The sequence below is a fragment of the Sphingobacterium corticibacter genome, from assembly GCF_003076635.1.
Taxonomy (GTDB): domain Bacteria; phylum Bacteroidota; class Bacteroidia; order Sphingobacteriales; family Sphingobacteriaceae; genus Sphingobacterium; species Sphingobacterium corticibacter.
In genome coordinates this window covers 204,976-226,935 of sequence record NZ_QDKG01000002.1, presented here as the reverse complement: position 1 = coordinate 226,935, position 21,960 = coordinate 204,976, and the positions used below count along the sequence as shown (strand labels likewise).

The following is a 21,960-nucleotide window of genomic DNA, read 5'->3' as shown; positions in this document are numbered from 1 at the left end:
AACGCCGTTTGCAGCGGTATCAATGCTCATGGGAAAATACAATACTTTGCTGTACTACTGTTACAGCCCTATCGAAGATGCAGCACAGTTTGCTGTAGATCATTTAAATTTTTGTAAATCATTGGATTTAGTCGGTCGTATTATTGTGGCAGACGAAGGTCTGAATGGTACGGTTTCGGGCTCGCCAGAATCTTGTAAAGCGTATATGGAGGCGGTACATGCCGATCCTCGCTTTGCGAAAACGGAGTTTAAGATTGATGAGGTGGAGGAGTTATCGTTCATCAAAATGCATTGCCGTTATAAGCCCGAGATTGTGCATTCGGGATTGAGAAATCCAAAAGATATCGATCCGAATCGCCAAACTGGTGTGCATCTGGAGCCGCAGGATTTCATGCAGATGAAAGATCAGGATGATGTGGTGGTGCTGGATGTGCGCTCTAACTACGAGCATTCGGTCGGTCGCTTCAAAAATGCAGTTACCTTGGATATGGAAAACTTTCGCGAGTTTCCAGAGAAAATCAAAGAGCTGGAGCAATATAAAGGCAAAAAGATTTTGACCTATTGCACCGGCGGTATCAAATGTGAAAAAGCCTCAGCTCTATTGCTCAAAGAAGGTTTCGAAGATGTCTACCAACTGCATGGCGGTATCATCAAATATGGCAAAGAAGCAGGTGGAAAGGATTTCGACGGACAATGTTATGTATTTGATAGCCGGGTGACGGTAGATGTCAACTCGGTGAATCCATCGGTGGTGTCTACTTGCCGCAATTGTGGAACAACCACTTCCAAGATGATCAATTGCGCCAATCCAGATTGCAATGAGCATTTTACGCAGTGTGACGCCTGCGGCGAAAAACTAGAAGGCTGTTGCTCTCCAGTATGTATGACGCATCCGCGCAAGCGCGAATATGACGGCACAGGCTATTATGTAAAAGTGCCTCAGCCGGTCAACGCCGATAAAATCAGCAAACGAAAACATAAACAATTCGTGAAGTAATATTTGCTGTTTGGTTATTATAATGAAGAAGCCTTCCATATATGGAAGGCTTCTTTGGTTTTGGGTGTTATGATTTCGTCTTCGCGAGATGAGATTGCCGCACCCTCGTGCCTCGGTTTCGCAAAGATGTGGCGACCTGTCTTTTTATTCTTTATTAGCTTCAGAACGTCTCTTTTAGATGTCTGATTTTTCTTTAAGTAGGTTAGGCTAGTGATTATTTGGAAGTCTGCAGCAATTAGGAGGGATAGGGTTTAACCCTCTTGACCTATTTATTTGTGCTTGCAACTGTAATCTTTCTTGTTCACTCATGATTGTATTGTCTGTTTTGTAAACAGTGGTAGCTAATTCTACGTAAACATCGCTTCGAGCTATATATGGAAGATAAAAATTATTAGCCCAGATTCTATCAAGATTTGATAGAGCGAATCTGTTTGATCCAAAAGTTGATCCATCTTTTCTGGTTATCGTAGGAATGGATGGGTTAATTGCTGCTGCAAATGAATCATACATCATTATAGAGTTGAAATCAAATGCACCTATCGTTGTGTAATTCCTTCTCGTATTACCGAAGTCAGCTTGTTTTTGTTCTTCAGTTCCCGCAATGTTAGCCCAATTAATATTAATGAAATTATCTCTATCGGGTCTTGTGTGCTCATGGTAGAGCCCGATAGCATGACCAATTTCATGTATAACTGTGCCAAGTCCTGGGGATGTCACCAATGAAAGCCACTGACCAGCATCAGTCCGTCCATGTTGATTCATGTTCTTGATGATGTCGTATCTACCGACGTACGACCAGTTGCCTCTCCTATTCCATGCTCGAGGATCATCGCTTGTGCCATGGAAAAATTCTATGTACGGGTAAAAAAATCTATACTGACTATCAAATGTTGGTTGGCCAGTTGCATTATCTAAACGTGTGTTTGTGTTGGATTCCCAATGTCGTATTGCTTCAGATATTTGTACTCTGGCTTGCGGTGATAATCCAGGATTTAATACGTACCTGATCATAGCCCAACCTCTATTTTCTTGTGGATGTACTCCAACGTTTCTAGCTATTGTTTTTTTTGGATCTGCTTGCCATGTTTTGCCACTACTTAACATTATGGGTTTGGTGTTTTGTGCATCTTCTGTGAAGATTGGTTCTTCCATTTCGCCATTATCAGATAAAGTTTTTATTTGGCGTTCGCTCAGAATAATATCTCTTTCAATAAAGTAGTTTAATCCAGCATTTTCTAATATTACACCAGACTTCAATCGGGTAAATATTCTCTCTTCCAGAGTGTCTTTCAATAATTGAAAATCTTGCTGCTCTTCTTCGAGCGTCTGAATTTGATTGTTTTTCGTGTTACATCCCGATATTAGCAAACAGAGTGATAACAGTAAATAAAATCTTGAACTTTTCATAATTTGTTGTTATTAATAAATGGATTGGTCTGTTCTTCTCTTGAGATAATGGAGATCAATTGTAGACTACATGAAAGCACATCTTGACGTATTTCTTGGCCGCTAGCGCAAGTTTCTTTGAGTTTGACTTTGTACAAATAACCTTCGATGTATATACTGTCAAATCCCACTATATTGGGATAAGTTTGATTGATGAAATCTTTCCCTTCTTCTTTGATTACATATCGGTATCCCGAGTAGTAGATGTCGTCTGCATAGACTTTATTTTGCATTATCTCAGCTCTAAATTCCCGTTCAATCGGAAGGTTGTTCTTATCACATGAGTATAAGATTATGGAAAACACAATGACTAGGAGGTTAATTATCGGTCTCATTTTTAAAAAAAGTTTCTTAAATATAAAATAATATTTTTAATATTATTTTATTATTGTATAAGTTTATTTTTATAAAATATAAGATTGTCAATTTGTTCGTTGCGATTTGTATTAATGATTGGAGACCTTGATCTATCATATTTGCTTGCAACACCCTCGTACCTCGGGTTCGCAATGACGCGGCAAACTAAGCTTTTAAAAAAACATTCTCTCGTCCTTGCGAGGAAGCATGACGAAGCAATCTCGATTATTACATAACACAAAAATATAACGCTGAAATTGCTTCAGCCTCGTTCTTCGGGTGCGCAATGACAGAGCTATTATAAACGAGAAAAGTCCATCATTGCTGATGGACTTTTCTGTTGGAGCGAAAGACGAGATTCGAACTCGCGACCCCGACCTTGGCAAGGTCGTGCTCTACCAACTGAGCTACTTTCGCATTGGTGGAACAAAGGTAATATTTCCACCGTTATATGTCAACACTTTTTTGAAAAAAGTGCATTAATTGATCGCATCGATACAATTCATCCCATCAATAGCTGCAGATACAATACCGCCTGCATAGCCGGCGCCCTCAGCACAAGGGTATAAACCAGCTACTTGTGGATGCTGTAAGCTGTCTTTATTGCGCGGAATCCGTAGCGGCGAAGAAGTACGAGATTCCACGCCAACTAATATCGCTTCATTCGTATAATAGCCTTTCATCTTCTTGCCGAAGCGCGGCAATGCACCTTGAAGCGCTTTATGTACAAAATCAGGAAGCACTTCTTTCAGCTCTACCGATTTCGTGCCCGGTTTGTAGGAGTGGTTCGGCAGATCATTGGAAAGTCGACCTTCCACGAAATCGACCATGCGCTGTGCGGGCGCAACTAAGGCACCACCGCCAGCTTGAAAAGCCTTTTGTTCTACTGCTTGTTGAAATTCGAGCAGCGCAAATGGATTGTTTATCGCTGCTGGAATATCCTCCAGATTGATCTGTGTGACCGTGCCCGAATTGGCATGTGGATTATTCCGTTTGGATGGCGACCAACCATTCACGACGATTTCTTCCTGATCGGTGGCGCAAGGAGCAATGATTCCGCCAGGACACATACAGAAAGAAAATACACCACGTCCGTCGACTTGTTCCACCAAGCTGTAGTAAGCTGGAGGTAAGTTTTCGTGTCGTTCGACGCAGTGATATTGAGCGCTGTCTACGATATATTGCGGATGTTCGATACGCACGCCTAATGCAAAAGGCTTAGCTTCTAACAACCAACCTTTGTCGCGAAATAGATAAAAGATATCCCGCGCAGAATGTCCGGTAGCGACAATGATGTTGCTGGCATTGATCGTTGCGCCATCAGCGAGCTTCACACCTGTAGCTTGGCCAGAGGAAGTTAAGATGTCGATCACTTTTGCATCAAAATGCACTTCGCCTCCTTGTTCCACAATTCGCTCGCGCATCAGCTGAATAATATGCGGCAGTTTGTTGGTGCCAATATGCGGCCGCGCATTGACCAAAATATCTTCGTCTGCGCCATGTTCCACAAAGATGGATAAGACTTTTTGCACGTCACCGCGCTTATCTGAACGCGTGTATAGTTTGCCGTCGGAATACGTTCCTGCGCCACCTTCGCCAAAACAATAATTGGATTCTGGATTGACCACGCCTTCCCGATTGATGCGAGCCAGATCACGACGACGATCTTGCACCGCTTTACCTCGCTCGAGCACAATGGGTTTCAAGCCACGCTCTAAGCATCGATAAGCGGCAAATAATCCTGCCGGTCCAGCGCCAATAATGATGACTGGTTTAGCGTCTTTTACTTGTTTCAGATTGGAGGTGTAGGTGAATGGCGTAGGGGATTCATCAATGTAAAAAATTACCCGAAGTCGGTATACGACTTGTCGGCTTCGGCCATCAATAGATCGTTTGCGGATATGGATTCCGCCAATTCTGCTGACTGCGACGCCTAATTTCTTAGCGCCCATGTGTAGGATCGCGGCCTCATCAAGGATCAGGTCGGGACTTACGGCTAATTCAATTTCTTTTTGCATAAATAAGGTCGTTGGGTTGCTATCCCAAATTTTGGTACAAAGATACAGAATCTGATCTAGGACGCTATGGTCAAAATACTTTGAGAGAATACATCGCAAATTTTGTATATTTAGCCATATAGAAAAGAAAAACTTTACAGATGAAAAGATTTTTAATGCTGACTGTTGTGAGTTTGTTTACGGCAGTATCTTTAAGCTCATGTGGCTACAATACGATGGTTTCTAAAGACGAAAACGTCAAAGGTAAATGGGCTCAGGTGGAGAATGCCTACCAACGTAGAGCGGATTTGATTCCTAACTTGGTGTCGACGGTTAAAGGAGCGGCAAACCATGAAGAGAGTACCTTAACTGCGGTGGTAGAAGCGCGCGCTAAAGCAACGCAGGTTACGGTAGATCCTTCGAACTTGTCGGAAGAGGAAATTGCGAATTTTCAGCAAACACAAGATGCGTTCTCGCAATCAATTGGCCGTTTATTGGTGAGTGTAGAGGCGTATCCAGATCTGAAAGCGAACCAAAACTTTCGCGAATTGCAAGCGCAGTTGGAAGGTACGGAAAACCGAATTTCGGTAGAACGCCGTGCGTACAATGAAGCGGTACAAGATTATAACACAACCGTGCGGAGCTTCCCGAATAATATGATGGCTGGAATGTTTGGCTTCAAAGCGAAAGGAACGTTCACGGCGGCAGAAGGATCGGATAAGGCACCAACCGTCTCTTTCTAAATTTTAGCGTTTCCTAAGGTTGCTTAGGAAACGATTTGTTGAATTTTACGGAGAAAGAGAGATGGATATTTTTACGCAACAAGAGCAGGACACGATCGTGCAAGCGATCAGCTTGGCCGAAAGTCATACGTCTGGCGAGATCCGATTGGTCGTAGAGCGTAAGCTTAAAGAGGGTGAAGCGCTGGATCGAGCTACGCATTATTTTGATAAGCTAAACATGGGCGCTACAGCCTTACATAATGGTGTGCTGATCTATTTGGCGCATGACGATCACGCGTATGCCATTATTGGCGATTCGGGAATTCATAAAAAAGTTCCGGCCGATTTTTGGGAAACGGTTTCGTCGCATATGTTGGATCACTTCAAAGAAGGCAATGTAGCTCGTGGTCTGATTGCGGGTATTACAGAAGCGGGCGAACAATTGGGGATTTATTTCCCGAAGGGGCAAGATGATATTAATGAACTTCCAGATGATATACACTTTGGTGAAAATTAAAACAAAAGTGCTTTCCACATCGCTATACAAAACTATTTTCTGCTGGGCATTTTTATGCTTTTGGGTTTCGGGGATTGCGATCGCGCAAGATTTTCCGGCGCAGCCGAAAAGTTTGGTCAGCGATTATGTCGGTGCGCTAAGTCAGTCCGAAGCCAGCCAGCTAGAGCAAAAGTTATTGAATTTTGAGGATTCTACTTCGATTCAATTGGCTGTCGTGGTGATGAAATCTACCGGCGAGTATGATATTGCGGATTATGGCGATCGTCTGGCGAAGCATTGGGGTATTGGCAACAAGAAATACGACAATGGGATACTACTTTTAGTTGCTTTAGAAGATCGTGCCGTGACGATTCGTACTGGCTATGGTATCGAAGGTTCGGTACCCGATGTGATTGCGTATCGTATTATAGAGAATGAAATCAAGCCTGCTTTTCGAAGCGGTCGTTATGGTCAGGGAATCGAAAATGGCGTAGATGCGCTGATTTCGTATACCAAAGGTGAATACAAAGCCGACCCTAAATCAAAAGGAAACTCTGGAGGTGGTGGCGGCGTTCCAATCGTCATGATCTTCTTTATTATCATCATACTTCTATCTATCTTTTCCAAAGGTGGCGGTAAAGGTGGCAGTGGCAAAATGATGAACGGCAAAGGCGCTTCGGATCTTTTCTGGTGGACTTTGCTAAATCAAATGGGCAGAAGCGGCGGGCGCGGAAGCTCAGGTGGTGGATTTGGCGGAGGTTTCGGAGGCGGCGGTGGCGGCTTCGGAGGATTTGGTGGAGGAGGATTTGGCGGCGGCGGCGCAAGCGGTCGCTGGTAAAATTGCTTTTTTGCTGAAAACCTCAAAATGATGAAATATAAAAATAGGGATCTGTTAATCGCAGATCCCTGTTTTTATATAAGTCGATAACGACGATCTTTTACACCGTTACAGCGCGCATTTCTCGAAGGAGATGGATAGACCATTTAGCTTATTCGAATATCAGTGAAATAGACTTATTACTAATGAAGGTTTTAAGTGCTGCACAAGATTTTCATGACTAAAGTTATGCAGACCAATCACGATATATTCAAGCTGTCTTTTAATGATGGTTTGCCGTTTGAGAGAATTGTTCTAAAGTTCAGTTAAACAAATCACATAAGCACCTTTTTTCAAAGCCCTTTTTACCTCATCGCTTATAAAATCCGAATCTTTTGCAAGGTTATACTGCCCAGGGATAAGTATTGAGATGATCTTGTCCTTATAACTACCCAAAGTATTGCTGAGAAAAGAAGAATACGGTCGGTTTTCAATATATAGTTTTCTTGATAATGTATCTGCGATAAATGATTTTTTCTGAGATAAACCCTTCGAAATACTGCCTGCTATAAAATTGTCTGTGATATATGTGTAGCCGTTGATAAAAAAATAATTGGATAATTCGTATGCATTTTTCTCTAAGGAGCTTAATAATTTAGCGGGAGCATTTTCCCCGTATTTTATTTCTACAGATCTTAGTAATTTACCTGTTTCGTCAAATAAAAATGTTAGATTATCCGTGCTATGACTAAGGTGTATTTTATTGTTAAATAGATGAAAGTAGCTGTTAGAAAGTATGTAGTCATCGTCCGCATTTCCAAGATTTCTATAATACCCTTTCTTCGTTGTTTCAAACCGTGAATCGGTTATTAATAGCTCATCTTCGATAGAAGGCACATTCCAGCTAGAAACGGTAGCTAAATAATCTCCGGAATTTAGCTTCCAAAAGCTATTGATTTCGAATGTCGGCTTTATTTCTACTTCCTTTGTTAAGTGTCCTCCATTTTTACTTATCTTGAAGATGCTGATGATATCTTTTTTACCATCCCAAATAGTTAGGAACTCGTTGCTTACAGAGAAATCAGTCAATACCCCTAAATTTAAGCTCTTATTAGTATGTTGTGATATAAAGGAGCCGTCTTTCCCAAAAATAAAAATTGCGTTATTTCGTATACTTAAAAAGAAGATATGATTGGTGTCAATAACACTTTTGCTTAGGTGATTTAAGTTGATACCGATGGTAGTATCTAAGATAATGTACTCGACATTATTTTTGCGGACTGTAAAATTGAAATCTAAAGTTTCTTTATGAAATTTCTCAAGGTTAACTGTTATCTGTTCTAATTTATATTGATCCGGCACTGCCGCATTTTGATCTTTGCGTTCATTGCAAGATCTGAATAATAGAATCGATAAAAGAAATAGAAATTGAGTTGTCTTAAACATAATTTCAAATTGAAGTTATAGCAAACACTAATTATGTCTAATGCTTGCTATATAAAGTGACTGTTCTTAGATTTTACCGGATTTCTTATTCTGATTCTGAGACAGAATTACATCCAGTCATGTCGGAACAATCATTCGTGTTTCGTGACTCACAGTTTGTCGTATCCGTGTTTTTTGGACCGGTACATTTACCTGAAGAGATATTCTTCAATGACTCCACGTTCATTAAAGCCGCAGCTGATATCTCTGTTGGCTTTGCTAGAAACAAACATGCTACGAGTAACCCTGTGGAACCTAGTCCCACAGCGATTGTTTTCAGTTGTTTTTTCATATTTACTTTTGTATTTGTGATAAAGTTTCAAACATGATGCTGTCCTTTACGATTTCCCTATAAAGTCTCCAAGCTCCTGAAGCAAGCGTCGGATTACCGACGGAAACGATTCGATTATTCTTGTCTAATAAAAAGCACCGTAATAAACCGCTAGCAGGTATCTTATTGCTATTATAGAACTTATTGTCTGTGTCTATAAATATTGGATATTTGAAATTCTCTTTTATTAGAAGATTTTCGATATGCTCACGTGCTGCTGGATGAAAAAAAAAGTAAAATGAGACGGTGTTTTGAAAGTTTGTTTCGAAATCTGAAATCACTTCTTTCCATGAGTCTAGTTTAAACATGCAATCAACACAGTCTGCGGAATCAGTATATACTACAATCTTGTAGTCTGTGTAACTGAATTGATTATAGTTATCTTCATTGTAAACAAGCGACGGAGTGGCAAGGTGTACTACATTACCGAGTAAATCTTGTATAGTACTGGCTAGCTTGTTGCTATTGTCATTTTTATAGGTACAACTAGCTGCAGAAATTAGCAAAAGCACGATGAGTTTACTACATTTATACATAACTTAACTTTATGGTTAATAATTAAAACTAAGATTTAAAATTATAATCTCCAAGATATTTTGTGTTCTATGAAATTTACTCTGCTGATTTTTTATTTTACTTTGTTATATGAGTGTGTATACGCGCAAAGAGTGGAGTTAAGATTGATTGATTCCATTAGTCACATGCCATTAGAAGGTGTTCATATCGCTATTTATAGTAGACTCCTACAATCTAACTTAATTAACCTTGCGACTGATTCACACGGTAAAGTTTTGGTCCAATTACCTAGACCAGGCATTATTGATTCAGTTGTTATAGAGTCTTATCCATATCAAAGGATAGCAAAATATAACCTGAACATAGTAAATGATACCGTTGTTTTATTCTATATACAACATGGCTCAATTAATCTTGAAGAAATACAAGTTGGCTTTCGCGGAAGAGCCAGACTCGTTAACAACAAAATAATATACCATCCTCATAGTTCTGCCTTTAATAAAACGCGTTCAGTATCCGAACTGATGCCAATGATCCCAAATATTGCTGTAAGAAATGGGAGATATTTTTTTCGTAATGACGACAATTTCGTCATTCTTATCGATGGAATGGGCGAAAACAAGTCCAAAGAAGAGCAATTGAATATACTTCGAAACATGCCGGTAGACGCTATTCACAAAGTAGAAATAATAGATAATCCTTCGGCAAGATATAGAGATGGCACAGCTGCTGTTATAAATTTTTTGACGAAAAAGGATATTGCATATACCTCTTTACGAGGTAGTGCTTCGAGTCAAATATTTCACGGAGGCAATTCCAAAGATATCCCAAAATCGTTCAATGTATCTGCGGACTCCCGTTTTCGCTTAGGTGGAAACAACTTACATTTTATTGCGCGAGTGGGTGATAATCGTTCGTTGACAGAAGTCAAAACAGACCAATCATATCTAGTGAACTATCTCCAACAAAAAGAGCTTATGACTAAAAATGATAAAAACAGTCATTTATCATTTATATGGGATAGAAAATTTTCTGAAAACTTTACGACTCAAATAAATACCTCCTACACCTTTAGCGACTCTTTCAATCGCGGACAATCTGAGGTATATGCTCAGCAGTTAGACAGAGAATCAAGCTTCTTTACCAGTAATTCGGAACAACTTAGAAATAGTCGTTTTACTTTAACGCCTCAATTTAAGTATAGTTTCAATAACGATAAAGGAACGATACTTTACATGAATCCAATGTATGCATCATTGACTTTTTTAGAAAATAATATGTATGCCAACTTAAATGACGATGTAGCACCAATCATGAATTCATCACTTTTGGAGATGAAAACAGATGTGTATTTTTTTGATGTCTTAGTGGACAATTTAATTAATAATAAGCTCCTTCAAAGCGGATTGGGCTATAAGTATAATTCTTTGCAAAACGAACAAAAACAAGGAGGAGATTTTAGTTACAAAGAATGGCAGCAAACCGTTTTTTTAACAAATGCTATCAAAGTTAAAAAAGCCACAATTAACGCGGACATTCGAATGGAGCATCTTAATTATACATCGACGAGCCAAGATACGTCTGCTACCTACACGCTGAATTTGTTTTATCCGAAGATAAATGTGATTTACCCGTTTGCCGATCAAAAAAACATAACCGTCGGTTATGAAAGACAGGTATTGAGATTGAGTTCTATAGCATTAAACCCGCAAACTAGATTCACGGGATTCCAACGAGGTATCACTGGGAATGTGGATTTACAACCAAGATTAACAGACCACTATTTTGCGCGTATGTACCTTAACGGGCATAGCGTATCTATCAATTATAAAAGACACAGAAATCAAAGAATTTTTATCCCAATAAATGAAGTAAACCCTTTCATTAGTGAACAAACGACCTATAATTATTTTCGTCAGTACTATATTTCTTACAATAAAAGCTTAACTCTTGCACGTGTCTGGGAGATTAACAGCGGACTGTACTACTACATTAATGACATGCGGACTAATGATTTTAATTTTATCAATACAAGTGGTGATAACTTAATGGTAGACGTTTCAAATGATTTGACCTTTGGTAAGAATAAACTTAATTTGAATCTATCGTATATGTCTTCGAATTATTTTGCTTACGGGGAGATGAAACCAGTATTATATAATAGCATGAATTACAGTCGCCTTTTTTTTGGCGATAATTTGGGTGTGTCATTTTTCATCAATGACTTTTTAGGCGTTACAAAAGAGAATTCTTACAACTATCATCCTTTTATATCTAGTAGTGCAGAACAAATTACTAATCAAAGGAGCATATCGCTGCAATTGTCTTACAGAATACCAGCAGGAAAGAAAAGTAAAGCTAATAATTATAAGACCGACAGGCGAGATGAAATCAGACTATGATGCTATGCTTAATCTGAGGTAGTTTACAAATAGGGATCTGTTAATCGCAGATCCCTGTTTTTATATAAGTCGATAACGATATTCTACGCCGTTACGACACGCATTTCTCGAAGGAGATGGAGCGCGTATTCAATCGAACTGACGCCGCTGATCGCAATGCGCAATTGTCCTTTTACCTCTTTCAGATTACTAATTGCGGCATGTTGTTGCACAAACGTAAGCACTTGGCCGAATTGTGGCGACTCAAAATAGCTGGATTTCGCATTCGATACGAAGAAACCTTTCAGCGTATCTTTCTTATAGGTGATTTTTTCCAGGCCAATTTCCTTACCCAGCCATTGCAGGCGAAGCGTGTCGAACAGTTGGAAAACAGGAGCAGGGATCGGGCCAAAACGATCTTCTAAGGCTTTGGCAAAGCCATCCAATTCCGATTCACTCTGCAACTTCGAAAGCTCGGTATACAGATTATAGCGTTCCGAGATGTTGGTCACATATTCATCCGGAATCAACACCTCTAAGTCGGTATCAATTTGCGTAAAAGTAACGTAGGTACGATTCTGCTCGTCGGCGAATAGTTCGCCAAACTCATCGTCTTTCAACTCTTGTACGGCTTCGTCCAAGATCTTATTGTACATCTCAAAACCAATTTCGGCGATAAAGCCCGATTGCTCGGCACCCAATAAGTTTCCAGAACCGCGGATATCCAAATCGCGCATCGCTACATTAAATCCAGAACCCAACTCCGAGAATTCTTCAATCGCTGAAAGCCGTTTATACGCTTCGTTGGTCAAGGTAGATAATGGCGGACTCAACAAATAGCAAAATGCTTTCTTGTTGGAGCGACCGACACGACCGCGCATCTGGTGCAAATCACTTAAGCCAAACATATGCGCTTGGTTGATGATGATGGTATTGGCATTCGGAATATCTAATCCCGCCTCAATAATGGTGGTGGCGATCAAAACATCGTAATCGTGGTTGATGAATTTCAACATCACATCTTCCAGATCATCACCTTCTAGCTGACCGTGGGCCACGCCAACGCGTGCATTCGGCACGAGCTTCTGGATTAATAAACCCAGCTGCTTTAAGTCAGCCACGCGATTGTGGATGAAGAAAACTTGACCGCCACGATCCAACTCAAATGATACGGCTTCTTGAATCAACGCATCATTAAATACATGTAACTCTGTTTGTACCGGCTGGCGATTGGGCGGCGGCGTAGAGATGATGCTCAAGTCGCGCGCGCCCATCAAAGAGAAGTGCAACGTGCGTGGAATTGGCGTGGCAGTAAGCGTCAGCGAATCTACGTTAGCTCGCATGTGCTTCAGCTTTTCTTTGACCGATACGCCAAATTTTTGTTCCTCATCGATAATCATCAACCCTAAGTCCTTAAACTTCACATCTTTGCTCACCAGACGATGCGTTCCGATAATGATATCTACTTTCCCTTCGGCCAATCGTTGTAGTGTTTCTTTGACCTGCTTGGTAGTTTTGAATCGGTTGATGTAATCAATATTAGCCGGAAGATCTTTCAGACGCTCAGAGAAAGTGCGATAATGTTGTAATGCTAAGATCGTTGTCGGGACTAATACGGCCACCTGTTTGCTATCTGCTACTGCTTTAAAAGCGGCTCGAATCGCCACTTCGGTTTTCCCAAAACCCACATCTCCACAGACCAAACGATCCATCGGATGTTGCGATTCCATATCGCGCTTTACATCGGCCGTAGATTTCTCCTGATCTGGAGTGTCTTCATATATAAAGGACGCTTCCAATTCTTTTTGTAGATAGGTATCTGGGCTGAATGCGTTACCGGTTTGCGCTTTTCGCTTCGCGTAAAGCTTGATCAAATCTCGCGCGATATCTTTTACCTTTTTCTTGGTGGTTTTCTTGAGCTTCTCCCAGGTGTCGGTGCCGAGCTTATTCATTTTAGGAATCGCACCTTCCTTGCCGGTGTATTTAGAAATGCGATTCAGCGAGTTGATGTTTACATATAGCAAGTCGTTGTCGGCGTAGATGAGCCGAATCATTTCTTGCGTTTTTCCATTCACCTCCACCTTTTCCAATCCGGCATATTTGCCCACTCCGTGGTCAATGTGTGTGATGAAATCTCCCGGTTTCAGATCGCGCAGATCTTTTAGTGTAATGGCCTGAGAACGTTCGTATCCCTTTTTACGCTTGTATTTATAATAGCGATCAAATATCTGATGATCGGTATAGCAGGCCACTCGAATGGTATCGTCACGAAATCCTTCGCGCAGCGCTTTATAAACGGGTGTAAATTGTACGGATTTGTCCAAATCATCCAGAATGGCATATATGCGTTCGACCTGTTTATTCGAGTCCGAAAAGATCACATTCGTGACTTTCTTTTGCTCATTCTCTTTGAGGTTGTGGATCAAAAGGTTGAAATCCTTGTTGAAAGAAGGTTGCGGATGCGTGTCAAATTGTACTGTAGCATCTGCATTATAAAAGAATTGCTTTCCAAATTCGATGATGGGAAATTCAAAAAGCATGGCATTCACATTCTTATCATCCGAAAAAGTAAAACGAGGATCAACCCATTCCGGATTGTTTTTGACGTCGTCTTCAGATAGTGCTTTCCAAAATTGCGCAGCCTTCTGATAACCTTCTCGCAAAATGTCTAAGGTGAATTGTACATCCTTAATCCAGATCACCGCATCGTTAGAGATGTATTCTAATAGCGATATATGGTTGTTGGACAAAAATTTTGCCTGCACATTGGGCACTATCGTGACCGAATTGATTTTCTTGACCGATACTTGGCTTTCGATGTCGAAGGTACGTATGGTCTCAATCTCATCTCCAAAAAACTCTACGCGGTAGGGTAGGTCGTTAGAAAAAGAAAAGATATCCACGATTCCGCCTCGGATCGCAAATTGGCCCGGTTCATAGACGAAGTCTACACGTTCAAAATCGTATTCGTACAAAAACTCATTGATGAAATCGATGCTTAATTTGGTGTTAACGCGGATTTCTAAAGTGTTTTTTTCCAGATCATCTCTGTTGATGACTTTCTCGGCAATAGCTTCTGGATAAGAAACGACGATTTTTGGCAATTCCGAAACATGGTGCAAAGAGCTGAGTGTTTCAGCACGTTGCAAAACGTGGGTGCCATCCAGCTGCGTGAAATCGTATGCTTTCCGAAAGGAAGAAGGGAAAAATAGAATTTGCTTGTCGAACAAGCTTTCTAAATCGGCCAAGAAAAAAGAAGCATCCTCGTGCGTAGGCAAAATAAAAACAAAAGGGCGTTGCTGCAATTCATATAAGCTAGCTGCTACGACAGCATCCGACGATCCGATTAATCCTTTTGCATGAATCTTTGGGCTTTTTTTGGTGATCTCTTTGCCTAAGGTAGTTAGCTGCTCGGAGGCGCCATAATTTTTGATGATCTCTTGAATATCCACTCGTAATACCAGTTTGAGTACGAATGTACAAAAACCTTACCGATGCGAGCAAGTGCAAGACATTTATTCCGAAGTAGCTGGTCGTCGAAAATTACAAAGGAGTCCTACTTTTGGTAGGACTCCTTCATACGCTGCGCTTTTGCTTAGCATTTTGTTAATAACAAGGTTAGTTAGTTATATTTTGGTGTTTGTTTTGTCTCTTTCGTAACGTAAATATAGGATTTTGTTTAAAAATTGCAACGAAAGAAGTGATATTTTTAGAAAATGATTATTGTAAGATTGGTTGATTCGAGTGCCTTAATAATGCTACTTGTAAGTGGTATCTTTGTAAAACGGTGTCTGGGTAACCTCTAGAGTATGCTCAGTACCTCCAAAATAATTACGGTTATGAAAGATACAGACGAAAGAAACTATCCTAGTGCAGTCCAAAGTGCTTGGAATTGCAAATGCCCACGCTGCCGACGAGGAAATATGTTCGAAGGATCTATCTTTAGTTTCAGTCGCTCTGCTCGTCAGATGAGAACGGTATGTCCTCATTGTGAGCTGATGTTTGAAAAAGAGCCGGGATATTTCTACGTAGCGATGTATGTGAGTTACGTATTTGTGGTGGCACAATTGGTTGCGTCTTGCGTAGCGACTTATGTGATTACGGGCAATGCAGAATCACCTTGGTTGTATTTGACCGTTGCTTGTGCGGCGGTGATTATTTTAGCGCCTTTCAATTATCGGTATTCGCGGATTGTTTTACTGTATTGGATGACGCCATCTTTTCGTTTCCGACCGGAATTGTACGATCGAGAACCCGCGAAGGCGATTTAGAAAATCCACTATTTTCTAGTAGAATTTGCGATATAGATCGTAAAGCACCATGATGTCATAAGGTGTTAATTCGGATGACACGTCGGTACGAATATATTTCTTCTTAAAAGAACGCTCAGCAGTACGCAGATTGGAAGTGTCATAACCGATAATACGCAAAGCATCGGTACTATTAAATGTAGGTGGCGGTGGTGCAAGGTAGTTTGCATTGTACCAAATCCCAAATCCGCGCTCGGCCAAGGTTTCCCATGGAAAGTAGGTGCTTGGATCATCTTTACGACCGGGAGCATAATCGGAATGACCAATAAAGTTAGTCTGCGGAATACGGTATTTACTTTTTAGATTATTCAACAAAATCAACAATGCATTGATCTGCAAATCTGGAAAGGGCTCGCTGCCATTATTATCCAATTCTATTCCGATTGACACGGAGTTCATATCAGTAATATTTCCCCATTTTCCGGCTCCGGCGTGCCAAGCACGCTGATAATCATTAAGCATTTGTACAACTTGCCCGTCTCGACCGATCACATAGTGGCTGCTTACTTGTGTATGCGCTAATTGAAAGGTTCTGATGGTTTGCGCAATGCTGTTTTGCGACGTATGATGGATCATCACAAATTGCGGTTTGCGCAGATCGTAATGTATGGTGGGGGCAAAGTCATAATTACGTTGGATGCCAGTTGCATGCAATTCTGCTACCTCTCGCTCTGGTGTGGAGATTGATGGTTGGATATTTTCAAACGGCGTGTTTGGTATTGCAGTGGTCTGCGACTGCGCGACAGCGGTATTGTTTTCCGCTACGCGCGGCTCTTCAATATCGATCACGATCGACTCGGAAGAAGGAGCCGTTTTAACTACCGCGGGAGCCACAATGGCTTTGGTATTTTTCTTGGAACTAGAACAGCTTTGCGTAGTCGCTGCTAACAAAATCATTCCACACGCAAGCCATTTAAATTTCATCATTTTGAACTTATCCTTTCAATTTTGTCTATCTAGTCCTTGGAAAGTATACCAATCGTTTATTGTCTTGGGAAATTAAATAATACACCCATTGCTAATGCTTGACTGTATTGTACGCGCGGGCTAGTTTCATCTTCAAATCTCCATGTTCTATCATATAGTAATGTACCATTAGCAGTAACGCTGATAAACCGAGTGACTTTCGCTGTTAAAGTAACGTCCAAACGGTGATCAGGATTTGTTAATTCTCTGTAATCAGCTAACAGCTGATATCTAGATTTGATATGCAGGTTTTTAGATAGATCTCGGTCTAAATTTGCCAATATCTGCACACCGAGCTCATTCCTCATGGTTCTGCCAGGTAAGACACCAAATCGAGTGTCTACACCATTAACCTGTCCATTTGTTGGAATATCTGAATCCAATACAAATGTTTGTCGAGCAGCACCGGTACCAAAACGTAGAGAAAAAGTATTATCTGGTTTGTATTCCAAACCCAGCGTTTCCGTTAAATAGCCTGGAGACATAAAGCGGGTAATGATCGGGCCACGAACTTCCTCTGATGGATTTTGATATCCAGGAGCGAAGATTGATTCAAAAGCAACAGAAGTAAATATAGACCAATTACTAGAGAATTTGTAGGCCAATTTATTGTCCCAAAAAATTCGATCTACGTTCTTTCTCGCGCGTTGATCTTTAGTGGATAGTACACCGTAGCGCAAATCCATCTCCGTAGTAAAGTTAAAGTCGTTGCGATTATACTCGGACTTGTGCCAGGCAGTAGTGGCCCAGGCCATGGAATTAATTCCACCATCTCTCCAGTTGTCGCTAAAAGATGCTTGATTGAGGTTGAATCCAATTTTTGTCCAGTGTTTCCAATAATCTACCGATAAACCCAATTCTGGAATAGGTACGTTTACATTGCGAATGCTTAGTGGTTTATTGGCACGGCTACCAACGATACTGGTGTCTGGCAGTGCCCGAAGATCTTTTAAATCTTGTGCATTGGCATTATACCCCAAGCCTACACATGTTGCTATCGCAACGAAGTAAATTACCTGTTTCATACTTAATTTTCTTGTTTAACGTCAAAGTCTACCTTGGGTAGTTCTGGCAAAGGTCGCAAATCTGGCAATATTTTAAACATATTGTATTTACTTTTTATGTATTGTGTCAATTGATAATGACTTGCGCGCGTGGCAAATGCGTACGAAGGGCGATATCGAATCATAAAATTTTGAAGCTGATCACCCTCAAGACCGAGCAAATTATTTACAAGATCAGGCGTAAAGATAGAATCAACGACGTTATCTTCATAGACTTGCTGCATATACGCGGTAAATCTTCGGGCGTTGCGCCCCTCTTTGCTCAATAAATTATAGATGGCATTGATACTTAATCCAGCTCCGGTCGGTCCTACGCTAATCAACGATCCTGGATCTGCTAAGTTGTAGGCATCTCGGTACACGCGCTTTGATTCTTCGTAGATCTCGATCGGCGATCTGCGCGCATTAACTTTAACCGTCTCAATATACCGAAAATCCCGTAGCATAGACAATACTAAAATTTGGTTCTTCGGTACGGCAAGGGTGTCTGCCAGAAAACCATCCTTGATAAAAACGAGTGTATCTGTGGGTTCTACCTCTAAGCGGAATTCGCCTTTGGCATTGTTAAATATGCGCTGGTGTGTTCTAGGATTGTAAATTTGTACTCTTCCTAGTCGATCTTTAGATTCTTCGTCATAGACAATCCCTTCCAGTTGAATCTGCCCCTGCAAAAACAAAGGTAGAATGGATAGCATAAAGGCGATGATATAGATGAATAGGTTCACTACCGTAAAACTACATGTTCAGAGAGAAGATTTATAATATTTAACATCTTTTTGGAGATGCTATTTTATTTGGAAACAATAATTAGCTGACCGATATCAAGATTCTCGTCTTCCAAGGCATTTATTTGAATTAGCTCCTCTACTGACAGGCCGTATTGCCGACCGATACTGTACAGTGTATCGTTGGCTTTGACTTGGTAAATAATCATGGCCACAGGTTTCTTTACTTCCTCTGGCGGCACGACTTCCTCAAACACTTCCTTCTCCGTGATGATTTCCTCAACCTGAACCTCGCGTCTTTCTCGCTCCACATAGGTTTCTGCTCTATCATATTGGTGCAGATCGTATCGCTCAATAAGATCGATCAACAAATAGGCATAGCGCGGATTGGTGGCGTAACCGGCTTTTTTAAGCCCGTGCGCCCAACCTTTATAATCATCTTTTTTGAGCGTGAAAAGTGCTTCGTATCTTTTGCGGAGCAAAAATTGAGAATGATCACGGAAAGAGTCATCAGGATTGTTATAAACGCGAAAACAATCGTTCGGACCATCATCAGGGCGTGTAATGCTACGTCCTCTCCATACGCCACCGCATTTGATTCCAAAATGATTATTTGCTTGAGTTGCCAAATAGCTGTTGCCATTACCAGACTCTAAAAGAGCTTGTGCTAACTTAATGCTGGCAGGAATGCCATATTGATTCATTTCAGCTATCGCAATGCTCTTATATCGTTCAATATAAGCATTGCCACTTGTGCTAGTTGCTTGTCCGCCAGACTTTACGGAAGAATTAGGTTTATTATTTGATGAAGAGGGATAGGTCTTCGAGGTACGTAAAGTACCCGGCCTTCTCGAGCTACAGCTAGAGAAAACTAACAACGCGCTTAAGAGTATGGCAAACCCGAATTTGTATCCCATCAATTAGTTATAGGAATAAAATAAATGACTAATATACGTATGCTTAATTAAGCGTTGTCTTTTCGTCGTATTGATCCAAATCGTAGCGATCAATCGTGGCTAAGACCTTGCGAGACCAATCTCCAGAAGTAGAATATCCAGATCTTGCAATTCCTTTGACCCAAGATTGGTAATCTTCTGAGTCATGCTTCAAGAAAAGAGGTTGTGTGGATTTTTTACGTTGTAGTAGTTCTACGAAGTCGCGATATGAAGCGAGTGTAGAATCATAACCTTTGTAAGCAGATTTTATTTTTTTGCTGCTGTTTTTGCCTTTGATGCCAAAGTGATTGTTGAGGTACGTGGCAATTCGACTATTACCATAAGCGCTTTCGTGAATTGCGATTGCTAAGATGACAGAAGCGGGTACTCCTGTTTCCCGCATAAGCTGCTTGGCAGCTTTATTGTGTTTTTCCAGATAACTTGTCGGCGTGTATTTGCTTTGTGCAGTACATAATGATGTGCCGATGGTTACCGTGATAAAAAGTACACATAGTACCTTCATCCAATTTTTTAACATAGTCCGTTTTTTGGTTCAACCATTACTTTTTGCGTAACACAAAAAGCCCGTCTCTAATGGGCAAGATCAGTTTTTCAACACGTTGATCTGCCGCTAAAAAAGTATTTAATTCTAAAATTTGTCTAGTCTGACTGTCGGGTGCTTCGTCTAGCACGCGACCTTTCCACAACACATTATCTACCAGAATCAGTCCGCCAGAAGGAATCCTGTCTATAACCATCTCATAGTAGATTTTGTTTCGTTTCTTGTCTGCATCGATGAAAACAAGTTCAAATTGCCCTTCAATCGTCGGAATAACTTCTAATGCATCGCCAATGTGGTAACAAATCTGCTCTCGTTGATCGGCTTGGTCAAAATAATGCTGCACCCGATCTTGTAACTCTTCATCAATATCGATCGTATGAATAATGCCATCAGCACGTAATCCCTCTGCTAAAGCTAATGTAGCGTATCCCGTGAAAGTGCCGATTTCCAAAATCTGCTTCGGAGCCACCAATTTGCTTAACATCGACAAGACCCGACCTTGAAAATGGCCGGATAGCATATGCGCTTTTGTCTCCTTCAAATACGTTTCCCGATTGATCCTTTTTAATAGCGCTGGCTCCTGATCACAGGTGCTTTCCAGGTACTCGCTATACTTCTCATCAGGCATATTCATCGCGACAAATATACTTATTCCCGTCACATAGACAAGTTAAAAATTGTTAATCGACTGTTTTATAGGTTTTTGTGTAAAATGTGTGGGTAACAAAATCAGGTCTACAGCATGCAGACCTGATCGGATATTCGATTATTTTTAATCTAAAGATGCGGTGATCAGACGTAGGAATTCTGATCTGGTAACATCATTTTGGAATTCACCAGTAAAGGCTGAAGTAGTCGTTACGGAGTTTTGTTTTTGGATGCCACGCATCGCCATACACATATGCTTGCACTCCATCACGACGGCTACGCCTCTCGGCTGCAAAGTTTCTTGAATACAATCTCTAATCTCATTGGTGAGGCGCTCTTGTACTTGCAGTCTTCTAGCAAAAGCATCGACCACACGCGGAATTTTGCTGAGGCCAACGATATGTCCGTTCGGAATGTAGGCAATGTGCGCTTTTCCGAAAAATGGTAGCATGTGATGTTCACACATGGAGTACACTTCGATATCTTTCACGACGACCATTTGACTATATTCTTCTTCAAACATGGCGCTGCGCAATAATCCTGCGGCGTCCACATTGTAGCCATGCGTCAAGTATTGCAAAGCTTTGGCGACTCTTTCGGGTGTTTTTATTAATCCTTCGCGCTCTGGTTTTTCTCCCAAAGCATCCAGAATATCGGTGTAATGTGCCGCGATACGTTCCACATCTTTGGTGTTATATTGATCGATTTTGCGGTATCCTTCCACTTCGTCGTCGTCGTCATCCAAATGGTGCAAATTGTTCATGTCAATTATTTTATGGGGGTATTAGTGCCGAAATACTCAGCGTAGTTGTTTTCTGTTTCGTGCAATCTTACGGAATGTAGCACCACACCTTCTTGGTCAAAAGATGGTTTCAGGACTTCAAATATGGATTGCGCGATCACTTCTGTAGAGGCCATTTTGCCTTTCATAAAAGCGACCTCCAGATTGATGTTTTTATGGTCTACATGTTGGATAACAAATTCGTGGATGATCGCCTTCATCTGTTTTAGATCCATCACAAACCCCGTCGCAGGATTGATATCACCTTTTACGGTAACAAATAGCTCGTAGTTATGGCCATGCCAATGAGGGTTGGAGCAGTTGCCAAATACGCGCAAATTTTCTTCGTCTGACCAATCAGCCCGAAATAATCTATGCGCAGCACTAAAACGTTCGCGACGTGTGATATAGACCATATGCCAAA

At 41.0% G+C, this 21,960-nt stretch carries 20 protein-coding genes and 1 tRNA gene; 6 read left to right on the top strand and 15 right to left on the bottom strand.

Annotated features, from left to right (window positions below):
* The first annotated feature begins 28 nt into the window (after positions 1-28).
* Entirely contained in the window at positions 29-997 is a 969-nt protein-coding gene (gene trhO / locus DC487_RS06945; protein WP_116775241.1) for an oxygen-dependent tRNA uridine(34) hydroxylase TrhO, read from the top strand.
* Positions 998-1,204: 207 nt separating this feature from the next.
* Here the strand turns inward: trhO and DC487_RS06940 are convergent, their stop codons facing one another.
* The 4 genes from DC487_RS06940 to DC487_RS06925 all read right to left on the bottom strand — a co-directional run bounded on the left by DC487_RS06940 (position 1,205) and on the right by DC487_RS06925 (position 4,818).
* Positions 1,205-2,404 carry a M12 family metallopeptidase gene (locus DC487_RS06940; RefSeq protein ID WP_116775240.1) on the bottom strand — a complete coding sequence of 400 codons (1,200 nt, stop codon included), beginning with the start codon at positions 2,402-2,404 and terminating at the stop codon, positions 1,205-1,207.
* Positions 2,401-2,676, bottom strand: coding sequence for a hypothetical protein (locus tag DC487_RS06935; protein ID WP_116775239.1), 276 nt, complete (start codon positions 2,674-2,676; stop codon positions 2,401-2,403). Before DC487_RS06935 ends, DC487_RS06940 begins: the two co-directional genes overlap by 4 nt.
* A gap of 465 nt (positions 2,677-3,141) precedes the next feature.
* Positions 3,142-3,217, bottom strand: a tRNA-Gly gene (locus DC487_RS06930).
* A gap of 62 nt (positions 3,218-3,279) precedes the next feature.
* Entirely contained in the window at positions 3,280-4,818 is a 1,539-nt protein-coding gene (locus tag DC487_RS06925; RefSeq protein WP_116775238.1) for an NAD(P)/FAD-dependent oxidoreductase, read from the bottom strand.
* Between the two features lie 140 nt (positions 4,819-4,958).
* Here DC487_RS06925 and DC487_RS06920 point away from each other — a divergent pair, with 140 nt between their 5' ends.
* The 3 genes from DC487_RS06920 to DC487_RS06910 all read left to right on the top strand — a co-directional run bounded on the left by DC487_RS06920 (position 4,959) and on the right by DC487_RS06910 (position 6,853).
* The gene (locus DC487_RS06920; RefSeq protein ID WP_116775237.1) at positions 4,959-5,540 is read left to right on the top strand and encodes a LemA family protein; all 582 of its coding nucleotides are present in this window, start codon (positions 4,959-4,961) and stop codon (positions 5,538-5,540) included.
* 61 nt (positions 5,541-5,601) lie between these two features.
* On the top strand, positions 5,602-6,036 hold the full coding sequence (locus tag DC487_RS06915; protein WP_116775236.1) for a TPM domain-containing protein: 435 nt from the start codon (positions 5,602-5,604) through the stop codon (positions 6,034-6,036).
* Positions 6,026-6,853: a TPM domain-containing protein gene (locus DC487_RS06910; RefSeq protein ID WP_317046325.1), complete on the top strand. Its 828-nt coding sequence runs from the start codon at positions 6,026-6,028 to the stop codon at positions 6,851-6,853. Before DC487_RS06915 ends, DC487_RS06910 begins: the two co-directional genes overlap by 11 nt.
* Before the next feature lie 294 nt (positions 6,854-7,147).
* Here the strand turns inward: DC487_RS06910 and DC487_RS06905 are convergent, their stop codons facing one another.
* Positions 7,148-8,278 (bottom strand): hypothetical protein, encoded by a 1,131-nt coding sequence (locus DC487_RS06905; RefSeq protein WP_116775234.1) that lies wholly within the window; start codon positions 8,276-8,278, stop codon positions 7,148-7,150.
* A gap of 333 nt (positions 8,279-8,611) precedes the next feature.
* Positions 8,612-9,184: a hypothetical protein gene (locus DC487_RS06895; RefSeq protein ID WP_116775232.1), complete on the bottom strand. Its 573-nt coding sequence runs from the start codon at positions 9,182-9,184 to the stop codon at positions 8,612-8,614.
* Between the two features lie 165 nt (positions 9,185-9,349).
* Here DC487_RS06895 and DC487_RS06890 point away from each other — a divergent pair, with 165 nt between their 5' ends.
* Positions 9,350-11,566, top strand: coding sequence for an outer membrane beta-barrel protein (locus tag DC487_RS06890; protein WP_165799038.1), 2,217 nt, complete (start codon positions 9,350-9,352; stop codon positions 11,564-11,566).
* Between the two features lie 83 nt (positions 11,567-11,649).
* Here the strand turns inward: DC487_RS06890 and mfd are convergent, their stop codons facing one another.
* A complete protein-coding gene (gene mfd / locus DC487_RS06885; RefSeq protein WP_116775230.1) occupies positions 11,650-14,997 on the bottom strand; it encodes a transcription-repair coupling factor in 3,348 nt (1,115 codons plus the stop codon).
* 387 nt (positions 14,998-15,384) lie between these two features.
* On the opposite strand from mfd, the gene DC487_RS06880 reads away from it, so the two are divergent.
* Positions 15,385-15,816, top strand: a complete 432-nt coding sequence (locus DC487_RS06880; protein WP_116775584.1) for a DUF983 domain-containing protein — start codon at positions 15,385-15,387, stop codon at positions 15,814-15,816.
* Between the two features lie 15 nt (positions 15,817-15,831).
* Here DC487_RS06880 and DC487_RS06875 read toward each other — a convergent pair whose 3' ends face one another.
* The 8 genes from DC487_RS06875 to DC487_RS06840 all read right to left on the bottom strand — a co-directional run bounded on the left by DC487_RS06875 (position 15,832) and on the right by DC487_RS06840 (position 21,952).
* Positions 15,832-16,782: an N-acetylmuramoyl-L-alanine amidase gene (locus DC487_RS06875; protein ID WP_239016334.1), complete on the bottom strand. Its 951-nt coding sequence runs from the start codon at positions 16,780-16,782 to the stop codon at positions 15,832-15,834.
* Between the two features lie 56 nt (positions 16,783-16,838).
* Positions 16,839-17,846 (bottom strand): DUF3078 domain-containing protein, encoded by a 1,008-nt coding sequence (locus tag DC487_RS06870; RefSeq protein WP_116775229.1) that lies wholly within the window; start codon positions 17,844-17,846, stop codon positions 16,839-16,841.
* Positions 17,847-17,848: 2 nt separating this feature from the next.
* Positions 17,849-18,610, bottom strand: a complete 762-nt coding sequence (locus tag DC487_RS06865; protein ID WP_165799037.1) for a hypothetical protein — start codon at positions 18,608-18,610, stop codon at positions 17,849-17,851.
* Between the two features lie 65 nt (positions 18,611-18,675).
* The gene (locus DC487_RS06860) at positions 18,676-19,527 is read right to left on the bottom strand and encodes a glucosaminidase domain-containing protein (protein WP_116775227.1); all 852 of its coding nucleotides are present in this window, start codon (positions 19,525-19,527) and stop codon (positions 18,676-18,678) included.
* A gap of 43 nt (positions 19,528-19,570) precedes the next feature.
* The gene (locus DC487_RS06855) at positions 19,571-20,083 is read right to left on the bottom strand and encodes a glycoside hydrolase family 73 protein (protein WP_116775226.1); all 513 of its coding nucleotides are present in this window, start codon (positions 20,081-20,083) and stop codon (positions 19,571-19,573) included.
* 22 nt (positions 20,084-20,105) lie between these two features.
* On the bottom strand, positions 20,106-20,741 hold the full coding sequence (locus DC487_RS06850) for an O-methyltransferase (RefSeq protein ID WP_116775225.1): 636 nt from the start codon (positions 20,739-20,741) through the stop codon (positions 20,106-20,108).
* Positions 20,742-20,879: 138 nt separating this feature from the next.
* The gene (gene folE, locus DC487_RS06845; RefSeq protein WP_116775224.1) at positions 20,880-21,518 is read right to left on the bottom strand and encodes a GTP cyclohydrolase I FolE; all 639 of its coding nucleotides are present in this window, start codon (positions 21,516-21,518) and stop codon (positions 20,880-20,882) included.
* 5 nt (positions 21,519-21,523) lie between these two features.
* Complete coding sequence (locus DC487_RS06840) at positions 21,524-21,952, bottom strand: 6-pyruvoyl trahydropterin synthase family protein (protein ID WP_116775582.1); 429 nt, start codon at positions 21,950-21,952, stop codon at positions 21,524-21,526.
* Positions 21,953-21,960 lie beyond the last annotated feature (8 nt).